The 12,590-nt window shown below is 40.4% G+C and carries 11 protein-coding genes; 6 read left to right on the top strand and 5 right to left on the bottom strand.

Translation table 11 applies throughout. The features are described 5' to 3' along the window. The first annotated feature begins 195 nt into the window (after nucleotides 1-195). From IF202_RS16125 to IF202_RS16105, 5 genes are read left to right on the top strand one after another with little or no spacing between them, the layout of a single operon-like run. Nucleotides 196-1,326, top strand: coding sequence for an aminomethyltransferase family protein (locus tag IF202_RS16125; RefSeq protein WP_191595949.1), 1,131 nt, complete (start codon nucleotides 196-198; stop codon nucleotides 1,324-1,326). A 36-nt stretch (nucleotides 1,327-1,362) separates the two neighbouring features. Next, on the top strand, nucleotides 1,363-1,938 hold the full coding sequence (locus IF202_RS16120) for a dimethylamine monooxygenase subunit DmmA family protein (RefSeq protein ID WP_191595948.1): 576 nt from the start codon (nucleotides 1,363-1,365) through the stop codon (nucleotides 1,936-1,938). Further along, on the top strand, nucleotides 1,935-2,912 hold the full coding sequence (locus tag IF202_RS16115; RefSeq protein ID WP_191595947.1) for a PDR/VanB family oxidoreductase: 978 nt from the start codon (nucleotides 1,935-1,937) through the stop codon (nucleotides 2,910-2,912). The genes IF202_RS16120 and IF202_RS16115 overlap by 4 nt, the downstream gene beginning before the upstream one ends. Before the next feature lie 14 nt (nucleotides 2,913-2,926). Next, a complete protein-coding gene (locus IF202_RS16110; protein WP_191595946.1) occupies nucleotides 2,927-3,943 on the top strand; it encodes a heme-dependent oxidative N-demethylase family protein in 1,017 nt (338 codons plus the stop codon). A gap of 26 nt (nucleotides 3,944-3,969) precedes the next feature. After that, on the top strand, nucleotides 3,970-4,296 hold the full coding sequence (locus IF202_RS16105; protein ID WP_191595945.1) for a DMT family transporter: 327 nt from the start codon (nucleotides 3,970-3,972) through the stop codon (nucleotides 4,294-4,296). Nucleotides 4,297-4,422: 126 nt separating this feature from the next. On the opposite strand, the gene IF202_RS16100 is transcribed toward IF202_RS16105, so the two are convergent. From IF202_RS16100 to IF202_RS16080, 5 genes are all read right to left on the bottom strand, one after another. Beyond that, nucleotides 4,423-5,451: a methyl-accepting chemotaxis protein gene (locus IF202_RS16100; protein ID WP_191595944.1), complete on the bottom strand. Its 1,029-nt coding sequence runs from the start codon at nucleotides 5,449-5,451 to the stop codon at nucleotides 4,423-4,425. A 154-nt stretch (nucleotides 5,452-5,605) separates the two neighbouring features. Continuing rightward, nucleotides 5,606-6,949 (bottom strand): NAD(P)-binding domain-containing protein, encoded by a 1,344-nt coding sequence (locus tag IF202_RS16095; protein WP_191595943.1) that lies wholly within the window; start codon nucleotides 6,947-6,949, stop codon nucleotides 5,606-5,608. A gap of 137 nt (nucleotides 6,950-7,086) precedes the next feature. Beyond that, entirely contained in the window at nucleotides 7,087-7,875 is a 789-nt protein-coding gene (locus IF202_RS16090) for a PAS domain-containing protein (RefSeq protein WP_191595942.1), read from the bottom strand. Nucleotides 7,876-7,896: 21 nt separating this feature from the next. Further along, the gene (locus IF202_RS16085) at nucleotides 7,897-8,580 is read right to left on the bottom strand and encodes a response regulator (protein WP_191595941.1); all 684 of its coding nucleotides are present in this window, start codon (nucleotides 8,578-8,580) and stop codon (nucleotides 7,897-7,899) included. Then, nucleotides 8,577-9,794 (bottom strand): sensor histidine kinase, encoded by a 1,218-nt coding sequence (locus IF202_RS16080; RefSeq protein WP_191595940.1) that lies wholly within the window; start codon nucleotides 9,792-9,794, stop codon nucleotides 8,577-8,579. Before IF202_RS16080 ends, IF202_RS16085 begins: the two co-directional genes overlap by 4 nt. Before the next feature lie 322 nt (nucleotides 9,795-10,116). Between IF202_RS16080 and IF202_RS16075 the strand changes: the two genes are divergently transcribed. Further along, the gene (locus IF202_RS16075) at nucleotides 10,117-12,408 is read left to right on the top strand and encodes a DUF1989 domain-containing protein (RefSeq protein WP_191595939.1); all 2,292 of its coding nucleotides are present in this window, start codon (nucleotides 10,117-10,119) and stop codon (nucleotides 12,406-12,408) included. Nucleotides 12,409-12,590 lie beyond the last annotated feature (182 nt).

The raw sequence follows: 12,590 nt of genomic DNA, 5'->3' as shown, positions 1-12,590 counted from the left end.
TTATTTTCGCGAATCACTTAAAAACTCATAGATTTCAATCCCTTCTCTCTTTATAGGAAAAAACCATTTTTATAAGGAGGAGGTTGGCAAACGTTTTGCATTCACTCATGGGAAATAAATATTCCTATTAGGATTTTTAATTATTATCTAATGAGGAATGAAGAAAAATGAAAATCAACATAGAGGTAATTTGTAATGGCTAATTCGTGGCGTTTTTCAGTGTTGGCAGATCGTCATAAAGCGTTAGGTTCTAAGTTAGAAGATTGGAATGGAATGGGCACAGCTTGGACGTATGACTCCGATATTAACTTATCGCATAAAGCGATACGAACCCAAGCAGGATTGATGGACGTATCAGGCCTAAAAAAGGTTCACTATGTTGGCCCCCATGCTGAAAGTTTACTTGAATACGCAACCACTCGGGATATTACTAAGCTGTATCCAGGAAAATCAGTTTACGCTTCTATGTTAAATGAAGCGGGCAAATTTGTAGATGATTGTATTATCTACCGTACTGGTCCTAATGCTTTTATGGTCGTTCATGGCACAGGAATAGGCTATGAAATGTTGGTTCGTGCTTCAGAGGGTCGTCAAGTTGCCGTTCTTTTTGATGATGATTTACACGACCTTTCTCTCCAAGGTCCATTGGCGGTTGATTTTTTAGCGGAGCATGTAGAGGGGATTCGAGACCTTCCTTATTTTCACCATTTACAAACTCGCTTATTTGGTTGTCCTGTAATGATTTCCCGTACTGGTTACACCGGTGAACGTGGTTACGAGATTTTTTGCAAAGCAGGCGATGCGGGTTTGATTTGGGATTCAATACTTGAGAAAGGCAAATCATTTGGCATTATTCCTTGCGCGTTTTCGGCATTAGACATGTTGCGAGTTGAAAGCTACTTATTATTTTTTCCATATGATAATTCCGAAATGTACCCATTTGCCGATGAGTCTGCTGGGGATACCTTATGGGAGCTTGGTTTAGATTTCACTGTCTCTAAAGAGAAAACTGAGTTCCGCGGTTGCTACGAACATTTCAGACTAAAAGGTAAGGAAAGGTTCAATATATTTGGCGTATTATTAGAAGGTGATCTTGCTCCTCAAGAAGGCGATACCTTGTGGGCTGACGGCAAGCAAGTTGGTGTTATTACGGGCGGAATGTATTCTCAATTGACCAAAAAATCCATGGCGATTGCTCGTTACGATGTTGGTTACGCAGTACAAGGCAAAGCGTTGGAAGTAAAAGGAAGCTTAAACGTATCAGCAATAGCCCATAGTTTACCGTTTGATGATCCAGACAAGAAAAAGCGTACGGTCAAAGGTTAGTACTTGTCTTAATCATTTAATTAGCAGGAGGATACTATGGAGAGCGCATACGATGCTCGCATAAAAAGTCGTCCCCTTTATTCACCTATAGTGATCAGGGATAATGCGGCTTTTCATCTATTCATTGCAGAAGAAAGTACAGAGGGGCAAGCATCTGGCTTGCTCTGGATATTCAATGAATGCCAGAGCCAAGTCAAAAGTTGGTTGGGATTGAGTGCAGACGATGTGCTTATTTTTTCAAAAAACATGAGACCAGCTAGTGTTAAGTCAGAAGAGCTGTCTTTGGCTCTTTCTTCATTACCTTTGGCGTCACAAGTTTATGTTTCAGGCTCAGAGAGTTTTATGTGGGACATGCATAATTTATTAATAGACGCGGGATTATTAACAGAACAGGTGAGTCTGATGACACCGACTTCATCTATTCGCCGAGTATTTTGCACCCATTGTTATACTGTCATGGAAAAAGTAGAACACACGCCAGTGACTTGCCAAGGTTGTCAAAGGCCCTTGCTGGTCAGAGACCATTTCTCGCGTGTTCATGGTGCTTATGTAGGATTAAATGTTAATGCAGAAGATGTGAATGATATTCCAGAAAAGGAGGCATTAACGTGAGTTCTGTAAATACAAAAAAGACCGAATTGACAGTACGTGTAGCGAGTATTAAACAAGTTGCACCTGCTATTAAAGAATTTCTTCTCGAAGCTGATAACGTGTCTTTACCTGCATACTCTGCTGGCTCTCATGTTGTTGTTCTCATGGAAAGTGATGAGCAAGAAAGCAAAAAGATTTTTCGTAACCCATATTCGTTGTTAAGTGACTCTGATGGTGAAAATTCGTATCGGATTGCCGTAAGACTACAAGATTCATCGCGTGGCGGTTCGGTGTTTATGCATCAGTCAGTAAAAGAAGGTGACAGGCTGACGATTAAACCGCCAGCCAATCTTTTTGCGCCTTATTGGCGAGCCAAAAAGCATGTTTTATTTGCTGGTGGAGTCGGTATTACACCTTTTATGTCTTATCTTCCTGAGATGTTACGTCGCTCTGCAGAAGTGGAAATGCACTATATGTTTCATAGTAATGTGACAGGAGCATATCAAGATGAATTGTCACAGATGCTAGGTGATAAACTTCACTGTTATGATTCAGACCAATCCGTTCGATGTCGAATTTACCCAGTGATGGCTGCTCAACCAATTGGTACACACGTTTATATTTGTGGCCCTGAATCATTGGTTAAAGCTGTGCAGTCAGCTGCGGACGAATTAGGTTGGCCAGCAAGCGCGATTCACTACGAAGCTTTTTCTGCGCCAGCTCCGGGTAAGCCTTTTGTAGCGGAACTAAAACGTACAGGTAAACGTATTGAAGTAGGCAGTGATGAAAGCCTTCTGGAAGCTTTAGAAGCGGCAGAGGTTGATATTCAAAGCTCTTGTCGAGGCGGTGTGTGCGGTCGTTGCATGACACCACTAATTGATGGCCAAGCAGATCACCGAGATCAGTTTTTATCTGACGATGAAAAAGCACGCCAAGACTGTGTGATGCCTTGTGTATCTAGAGCCCAAAATGACAAGTTAGTTCTTGACCTATAAAAGGAGACAACCGAATGAGCGTTTCACCTAAACCGATTCAAACCTTTCGGGATGATTTTACTTACACTAACAGTGATTACGCGATCGAGCGTTTTCCTTTCCCTTTCCCTGAAGATGCGTATCGATATTCGGTCAATATAGAGTCTCATAAAATGCCGGGCGTAAAAGATTCGGTGAGTGAGCATTTTCATGATGTCGATGAGCATTATCTATCGGAAATGGCAGAGCGTGATTTGGTGATTAAGCATCGTCCGTCTTGCTGCATTACTTTGCCACATATGGATTTAGCGTGCTGGGATCTAATTGATCTTTCTATGCATCATTTATCAAAAGATTACCCAGAACATTTTTCGTTGGAAAAAACAGATGATCAATGGGTATGGGAAAACCGTTTATTAGGTTTAAAAGACAGCTTCACCTTTGGTGATAGCAGCACGTTACCGCTACCGCCCTTAGAATACATAGGCCGCCAATTACAAGGCGATATTGCATTGATGGACCAGCGAGATAACAGTTTGTTTATGGATGCAGGTGTTGTCACTTGTCCTGCTGATTGGTCGTTGGCGTTCGATGCTGGTATGTCATTTTCTGAATGGCATGGTCCTGTGCCGTTTGTTCACAGCGAAGGCATTATTGATCGGGCGTTAAAATTCTTGATGGCCATTCCTCAAGGTGGTGCCACACGACGTTTGAATTGGACATTAACGATTAATCCACGCATGGACACGTCACCAGAAGTGTATCCTGATTGGGGGAAGGACAAAACCACGGTAACACCAGAAAATGTCGGCGATAAAGTGTATTTACGTGTCGAGATGCAAGTCTTTGATCGTATGCCAAGAAGTAATGCGTTAATGATATGCATCCGAACATACTTAATTAGCATGAATGACCTTGTGACTAATCCTGTTTGGGCAAAACGTATGCACCGTACTATGCAAACTCTGCCTCCAGAACTGGTTGAATACAAAGGACTGACACGCTTTCATCCAATATTGGTTGAGTGGTTGTCGAAATACGATGTTGAATAAAAAGTTATCTATTTAGGAAGTGCTTTATGGCGTGGGTTTACTTGTTCATAGCGGGAATATTAGAGTGCCTATGGGCAATCGGTCTCAAAGAAAGCGATGGGTTTACTAAATTTTGGCCATCAGTAATTAGCGCAATTTTGATTATCGTTAGTTTAGTTCTGCTGTCCATTGCTATGCGTAGCATACCTATCGGTACGGCTTATGCGGTATGGACTGGGATAGGCGCATCGACAATCGTGATTGTTGGAATGGTGTTTATGAATGAACCAGCAAGCTTGGCTCGTATTGCGTGCTTGTGCATGATTGTTGGTGGCGTTGTCGGTCTTCAGCTAGTCAGTGATGGCCATGCTTAAATAGATGTCCAAGAAGGCAATCCAGCTAGTAAATAGATAGAAGAATGACACATAAAAAAGAGAGCCATTGCTCTCTTTTTTATGATTTTTTTGATTCACTAAGTCTAGGTTACGACAATCAGACGATTAGTTTTTCTTTTTATCCATAAGCTTTTGGTTGTTATCAACCATCTGTTGGATTTGAAGTGTGGCTTCTTGTGTTTGTGTTGCAAGATTTTTTACTTCATTTGCAACTACTGCAAAACCTCGTCCCACTTCACCTGCTCGTGCTGCTTCAATGGCGGCATTGAGTGCAAGTAAATTGGTGTTAGTGGATATTTTAGTAATAACATCAACAATGTGTGAGATTTGTTTGTAGTTACTTTGCACTTGTTCATATTCTTGTGCTTGAGCGACTTCCGCTATTTTTTCATCAGAAATATTACGTGCACCTCCCACGACTCTCAGTAGAATGCCGTTTTCATCTCGTAAGCATGCACCATGTTCTCTAAACCAAATGAATTCACCGCTTTTGTGCTTCATTCTGTAGTCAGTGACATACTGAAATGTTGGGTCTTTACTGTCCATTAATTCACCAAAGGCTGTCATAGTAGCATCTAGATCATCTGGATGTGCCACAGCAAAGTAGCTGTCCCAACCATCAGGAAATTCAGCCTTGGTGTAACCAATTAATTCTCTGAATTTGTCTGACCAACTGATTACGCTGTTTTCACTGTCTGGGTCATTATCAGCCACTTTTAAATCCCAGTAGCCTTCTGAAATAACCGTTTGTGCAAGGTTCCAAGCATCTTGGTTTTGTACAAGATAATGGTAGTCGTTTTGCAAATCAGCGTTTCCGGTTTCAATTTGCTGAATTTTTTCACTTAATGAATCATTTTTCTGCAGTGCACTAGTAAGTTGTTTTTTTAATTCAACAAGGTTGTCTGATAATACAGAATTATTTGATAGTGCATCTTGTAAGTCATTTTCAAGCCGTGTCTTATCTAAATAATGCTTACTAAGGGATTGATTGATGGTTTCGAGTAAAGAGTAAATTGGAGAGCTTTTTTTGACATAAGATGTGTCTGAATCAAAGGGTACAGATCCACTGTTTAACCCGTTAATAACTTCTGTCAATAAACTGGTGGTTACATTTGATTTATTAAAAAAAGACATATAGTACCCATTTGTATTAATGACACGCCATATAGATCAGAGGGTGTCATTAATAGCGAACGTTGCCATGTAGACACTAATATTAATGTCTATGGATGAAATATCTATGTAAGGTTATGTAAGCAACTATCGTACCTAACTTAGATATTAATGGTTACTTTTCACCGAGGTACGCTTCTAAAGAGTCATCTAATGCAGTTAGCCAAGGTGTATGATGAGGAGGCGACATGGTGCCTGTCATTAACGAGCGATATGAGAAATCACGGAAGCTCATAATGTTGTCGTACTTATGTTGCTTCCACTCTAAGAAGGTTCTACGAACACCAGCAATATCAAACGTTGGATAATCTGTTGCTTCTATTAAGTCCATAATGTAATCACCTTGATAAGTGAACATTTCATCGGCTGTTTCTAATGTTGCTTCCCTGTTTTCCCAAAGCTTATTGTTGGCCTCCCTTTCTTCGCTACTTGGTAGTGCTATTTTTTGCATTATTATGTCCCGTACGTACCATGCTTGTGCATCAAACATGTTGAACGAGTACCATTGGTCCTGCATACCAAGATAGAAAAGATTAGGGTTATCTTCCCATGCCACTCCTTTATATAAATTTAGTGGCCACAAGCGATTATCTGTTTTCAAGCAAAGATCTTCTTCCATAAATGGGAAATGGTGTAAGTAGCCAGTGCAAAGAATAATCGCATCGATTTTCTTGCTTGATCCGTCACCGAAGTACGCTGTATCTGTGTCAACTCTTAAAAGGTTTGGTTTTTCTTCCCAGTTATCTGGCCATTTATAGCCCATTGGTGCGGTTCTATAGCAACTTGTAATACTCTTCGCGCCGTACTTGTAGCACTGAGAACCGATATCTTCAGCGGAATAACTGCTACCAACAATTAGAATATCTTTACCTTTAAATTCGAGGGCATCACGGAAATCATGGGCATGCAAAATGCGTTGGCCAAAAGTAGAAAAGCCTTCAAATTCAGGCACTCTGGGTGTAGAGAAATGACCGCTTGCAACGACAACATGGTCAAATTCTTCAGTTTCGGTTTTATCAATTGTATGGTCGTGAACGGTCACACTGAATTTCTTAGTTGAGTCATCAAATTTAATATGGCGAACAGGGCAGTTAAAACGAATATAAGAACGCACACCTGCTTTTTCAACACGACCTTTGATGTAATCCCACAATACTTCACGAGGAGGATAAGACGCTATTGGCTTACCGAAGTGCTCTTCAAAGGTGTAATCTGCAAATTCTAAGCATTCTTTCGGTCCGTTTGACCAAAGGTAACGATACATACTGCCGTGAACTGGTTCACCGTTTTCATCTGTACCTGTTCGCCAAGTGTAGTTCCATAAACCACCCCAATCATTTTGTTTTTCATAGCAGACTATGTCTGGGATTTCTTCGCCTTTGGCGTGAGCTGATTGAAAGGCTCTTAACTGAGCGAGACCGCTAGGACCCGCGCCAATAATAGCGACACGTTTTTTCATAGTTCTCTCCAGTGTTTGAATTTCGGTATGAATTTTTAACTTCTTACTACTATATTACTGGTAATCGAACAATTAAATTCCTAGGTGTGGGTATATCAAAAGGGTTAGTTTTTGATGCGGTTATATGGGAATATCTATTATTTTTTCCGAAAAATAATACCTTCTACACCAAGAATTGAGCCTGTAGACGAATACAAACCTTGGCCTTTTTCGGTGACTGACATAACAGAACCATTTGCATGGATGAGCCGATAATCTAGATCAAACACAGATTTCTCCTCTAATGCCTGTTGGACACTTTCCCATACCTCAGTATTGTCTTCTGGGTGAATTAAGGACGCAAAAGATAATTGAGTGTGGTTTACAAGCTCTTCAGCTGGGTAACCTGTGAGCTCAAAACATCCATCGCTCACATATTCCATAGACCAGTTTTTATTATTTCTGGCGCGATACACAATCGCAGGAAGGCGATTTACCATAGCGTCTAAGCTGCGATAATCCGCTTGTCGAACATTTTCATCGCGTACGTGGGACGTTATGTCGCTCAGGGTTGCACTGACGGTAAACGGATAATTGCTCATCATTTGCATACGAACTTCGCACCAATGAATATCGCCAGTTTTACTGAGTAATCGACACCAGATGCGTTGCTGCTTCACGGTGGGTAAAGATTGAAAAGCACGAGACCAAGAGGGAATATCTTCGGGATGCAAAAACGATTCAATAGATTGACCAAGGCTCTTTTGGGTAGGTAGCCCAGAGAGTTGTATCCAACATTGATTAACGTATTGAATAGCACCACATTGATTTAATACTAACACTATCTCTTGCAAACTATCGAGTAAGCCCTCAGTTGGCTTATTTGATGAGGAGGCAAAAACTCGATTCATGATTTTTTGTAGCGACAATGTTTTAAGCAATGCCATAGTGAGTAGTCCTATATATGGCTAATTATTAGAAGGGGAATGAGAGTGAGCCCAAGCAGCTAACTCCAAACGAGAATGAAGGTTTAATTTACGTAGTAAATTCTTTACATAGACTTTAACCGTGCCGTCACTGATTCCTAATTCCCTGGCAATTAATTTGTTGTTCATACCTCGTGCAATGAGTTCTAAGGTTTGCCGTTCTCGCTCAGTCATGGAGTCTATCGAATGATTTTCTATGGTGGCCCTAGAGTGTGTCGCAGATGTTTTCGATGTATTACGTAGTGACTGAGCCAATATATCAACCGCAGTTTCATTGATCGTAATACGGCCTTCTAGTATGGATTGAAGGCTTTTCAGAATATATTCTGGCTCTGAATCTTTCATTAAATAGCCATCGGCACCATGGCGAATAGTTTCTAGTAATTGTTCGCTTTCATCTGATGCCGTGAGAATAACGATTTTCAAATTTTTGTATTGTGGCTTGATTTGTTTTAAAGCATCTAGGCCAGACATATCTGGCATTTGTAAGTCGAGTAGTAGCAAGTGTGGTGATGAACTTTCTAAGAATGCATTTAATGATGTCGCGCTGGAAAAATCAGCAATGACATTGAAGGCTTCGCTACGGTTTAGTAAATCAACAATACCTCGTCGAAACAATGGATGATCATCAACGACAATCACATCAGAAGATGGAAGCTTGCTCATTGAACTTCCTTATATTGAGGAGTATTAAGTTGGGATTTTTTGGAATGTAAGTAAGTTATTTCAATTCTAGTACCGTGTGGATGACGACCTTTCACATCAAAATGAGCGCCAATTTTTCTGGCTCGTTCCTCCATAATACTGAGTCCAAAACTGTCATGTCGTTTGTTTTCTTTTTTGATGCCATTGCCGTTGTCTTCTATCGTGATGGTTAGGTTTTTTTCATCACTGTTTAGTTGTATACGTGCATGGGTCGCGTGGGAGTGTCTGACAATATTACTGAGTGCCTCTCGAACAATAAATTGCAGTTGCGCTTCTTGCTCATTTGTTTGTTTGTCGTGAAGAATTCGATTATCTAACTCAAAAACCACATTGGATTGTTGTTCAAATTCTGTAATGGCTTCTCTAATAACGTGGGACAAGCTTTTATTTTGTGTTGGGAGTCTGGATGTTGATATTAACTCTCTAGCAGACCGATAAGCAGAATGTGTTTGATAGGCTATATCCGTTGATAGTGCTTGAAGCTCGTCATCATCACTTTTCTGGCAATGTGAAACAAGTTGAGAGGTTTTTAAACGAAGGTAACCTAATACTTGTGCCATAGAGTCATGTAATTCTGCAGCTTGTGTTGAGCGTTCCATTGATATGGCTTGTTGGATTAAATCCTGTTGAGAAAAGAAGGCGCAAAGTCCTCTGGAAATAGAATGAAGAATAGGAGATGTATGATGTTGTATATAGGTCTGCTGAGGTGTTTGATCTGAAAAAGACAATACAAAGTAGGCGTTATGGTCACCTTTTAAAGATAATGCTTGGCTGTAAAAATGATGATGGAAACCAGGTAACGAAAAACTATTTTTCTCATTTTGTTGATGATCTTGGCGGCTAAAGAAATAACTTAATTGGTTTGTAAAAACCGTATTCGAGACCGATTGATTTGCACTTATTATATCCGGAGTAAATGGTTTTGATTTGTTACTAATAACTAAATGTATCTGGCAGTTTTCCTTAGTAGAAAATAAAAGGTTTAGGTGTTCTTGTATGGGAGATAAAAGGGCTGGAAATTTAGTGTGAAGATTAGATACCGTAGCGATATCCAGTGCGAGATCTGAGAATTGCAAACTTTGTAGCTTGGTCGTTATTGGAATATCAGATCTGATACGTTTATTTAAATACCTCATAATAAACGGTAAACGGATATAACCTTTTAGCTTTCTCATCTAAATAGACACCTATATTTGATGGTAAAAAAAGAAAAATAAACCTATGTGAATGAAATATACATAGGTCAATATTTCTCCTGATTACTCTGTCTTAATGAAGCAGTTTCTATGCCACAGTTCCGACATCTTTATTATCTCCAAAGTGTTACTCACTCTTGAGTATTGTGTGAAAAAGCCTTCTCGTTAAATATTCACAACAGATAAAGCATAAAAAATGATGCATTGGTTGCGTTATATGCCCCTCAATGGGGCTTTTTAGTTAAGCGAATTAAATGTACTTAACGAATGAGGAAATTATCCATTGGAAAATAGCGCTTCTATGTTTTTAAAGAATTGTGCAGATCCAGAAGTAAGTCATTATCGAATTGCAGGGCAGCACGCGATGAGAGTTTTTATGCATGCTGGTGATAAAATTAGATTATGTGCAGACGATGGCGTTCAAGGTGCTGAAATATTGGTTCTCGATAGTTTGGGAGGATCAAAGCCTAGGTTGTTTTCTGATATAAGGGTAACAATCGCTAAACACACTAAAATGCAGCTCGGAGAATCTAGTCATGCCAGTCGATATTTACAAGAACAGTTATCACTGTGGGAGGTTCCAGATACAGCGTTAGAGGAAGCGCTTTGTTTTTTGCCTACTGAGTTTACTGTACTTGAAGCGTCTGAACCTTTAGTACTTATTATCATTGTGGCAGGCGCTTCCATGTCTGTTGAGCAGCAGTTACCTGTGACCGAATTGTTGGTGGCACATACGCATTATAGTTTGCCATCTTGTCAGGTGCTTCCTGCTCCTTTAGCGCCTCCTCTTGAAGAAATAAGAATTCCACATAGTAGTGCTCGTACTTACAGTGTAAAAGCAGGGCAATGGATTCAGATAATCGATGTACAGGGAAAGCAGTGTTCTGATTTTATTGCCTTTGATAAGGCGAAATTAGACGAAGGTAAAGAGCTGCTATTGGACGGAACAGTGACACGTACAATGAACAACCATTGTTTACCAACACCAGGGTTATTCTCTCGGTTTTATGATGAAAACCTCCATACCATGATTGAAGTGGTACAGGATACAATTGGACGACACGACAGTTTTTTATTGGCTTGTAATCCGAGATTTTATGAAGATAGCGGATATTTTGGTCATATAAGCTGCACAGAAAATTTTAATAATGCCTTATTCAATATTGGGATCAAGCCTCGTTTGAATTGGCCTGCGATTAATTTCTTTTTTAACACAAATGCTGATGAAACAGGCGCAATGCTGGTGGATGAACCTTGGTCTCGTCCGGGGGATTTCGTTCTTCTAAGGGCAATGCGAGACCTAGTCTGCGCTTCATCAGCGTGTCCTGACGACATTGATTCTGCTAATGGATGGCAACCAACCGACATTCACATACGAATTTATGATGCTGAGCATCAATTCCCAAAAGCCATTGCCCATCGTTCTATACCTCAGGAGTTACCTCGAATGACTAAAAATAGTGCGTTTCATTCTAGAACCTCAGCATTAACGAAACAGATTGATGAATACCGCGGTTACTGGGTGCCAACGGAGTATGAAGGTTGGGGGGCAAAAGCAGAATATTTAGCCTGTCGAGAACGTGTTGCTATGATAGACATGACAGCGCTGCGTAAGTTTGAAATCTTGGGTCCAGATGCGGAAGCCTTAATGCAGTACGCCCTAACCCGTAACGTGCGGCGAGTCGCTGTTGGTGAAATTGTTTACTCTGCCATGTGTCATGAAACGGGTGGAATGATTGATGACGGCACTTTATTTAGAATGGGTGAGCAAGCGTTTCGTTGGATTTGTGGTGATGAATACTCAGGCATTTGGTTGCGTGAAATTGCTGAACGAAAAGGTTATCGCGCAACAGTGCAAAACTCTACCGACCAATTACACAACCTCGCTGTTCAAGGGCCAAATAGTCGTGAATTACTTAGTAAGTTGATCTGGAACTCTAGTCATCAATCATCCGTAAAAGACCTTAAATGGTTTCATTTTATGATTGGTCGACTTGGAGGAGAAAGTGGTATTCCATTAATGATTTCTCGAACGGGTTACACAGGTGAATTGGGCTTCGAAGTTTGGTGTCACCCAGATAATGCTGAACAAGTTTGGGATGCAATATGGGACGCGGGCCAAGAATTCAATATTGCGCCAATGGGCTTCGCGGCTTTAGATATGTTGCGAATCGAAGCAGGACTTATTTTTGCAGATCATGAATTCTGCCCAAAAACTAACCCTTATGAAGCAGGAATTGGTTTTACTGTTCCAATGAAAACAAAAGAAGAAGACTTTATTGGGCGTGTAGCTATGGCGCGGCAACCAGCAGAAAGTCGTCATAAACTCATGGGGCTAGAGCTTGATGTTGCTGATATTGTTGCTCACGGAGATCAGGTATATAACGGACGCTTTCCTGTTGGTATAGTGACCAGTGCCAGTATTTCTCCAATATTAAACAAACAAATTGCCTTATGTCGACTCGCACCAGACTTTGCCATCAGCGGAACTAAGCTAGAAATAGGGCAACTGGATGGTCACCAAAAACGAATTCCTGCCACCGTTACTACATTGCCCTTTTACGACCCAGAAAGAACGAGAGTGAGATCTTAGTAATAAAATAGATTATTTATTATAGTTCTTAGGCTGTTATTTCTATTTTTAAGCACCGTTTTTTATGCCGATCACGTATCAAAGTGACTGATATTGACTCTTAAATATTTATATTGGTTGTTTTGATTTCTATAGGGCGCATACTGATGTGGTAAATGATTAGAGGTCTTAACATTTAACGT

This window comes from Marinomonas colpomeniae (genome assembly GCF_014803385.1).
GTDB lineage: Bacteria > Pseudomonadota > Gammaproteobacteria > Pseudomonadales > Marinomonadaceae > Marinomonas > Marinomonas colpomeniae.
This window is presented reverse-complemented; position numbering and strand designations above follow the sequence as displayed.

What these genes read in the sequence shown, in the direction of transcription:
- IF202_RS16125 (WP_191595949.1), top strand. Translation starts at nt 196, where the DNA reads ATGGCTAATTCGTGGCGTTTTTCAGTGTTGGCAGATCGTCATAAAGCG.
- IF202_RS16085 (WP_191595941.1), bottom strand. Translation starts at nt 8,580, where the DNA reads ATGAGCAAGCTTCCATCTTCTGATGTGATTGTCGTTGATGATCATCCA.
- IF202_RS16110 (WP_191595946.1), top strand. Translation starts at nt 2,927, where the DNA reads ATGAGCGTTTCACCTAAACCGATTCAAACCTTTCGGGATGATTTTACT.
- IF202_RS16090 (WP_191595942.1), bottom strand. Translation starts at nt 7,875, where the DNA reads ATGGCATTGCTTAAAACATTGTCGCTACAAAAAATCATGAATCGAGTT.
- IF202_RS16100 (WP_191595944.1), bottom strand. Translation starts at nt 5,451, where the DNA reads ATGTCTTTTTTTAATAAATCAAATGTAACCACCAGTTTATTGACAGAA.
- IF202_RS16120 (WP_191595948.1), top strand. Translation starts at nt 1,363, where the DNA reads ATGGAGAGCGCATACGATGCTCGCATAAAAAGTCGTCCCCTTTATTCA.
- IF202_RS16075 (WP_191595939.1), top strand. Translation starts at nt 10,117, where the DNA reads ATGTTTTTAAAGAATTGTGCAGATCCAGAAGTAAGTCATTATCGAATT.
- IF202_RS16095 (WP_191595943.1), bottom strand. Translation starts at nt 6,949, where the DNA reads ATGAAAAAACGTGTCGCTATTATTGGCGCGGGTCCTAGCGGTCTCGCT.
- IF202_RS16080 (WP_191595940.1), bottom strand. Translation starts at nt 9,794, where the DNA reads ATGAGAAAGCTAAAAGGTTATATCCGTTTACCGTTTATTATGAGGTAT.
- IF202_RS16105 (WP_191595945.1), top strand. Translation starts at nt 3,970, where the DNA reads ATGGCGTGGGTTTACTTGTTCATAGCGGGAATATTAGAGTGCCTATGG.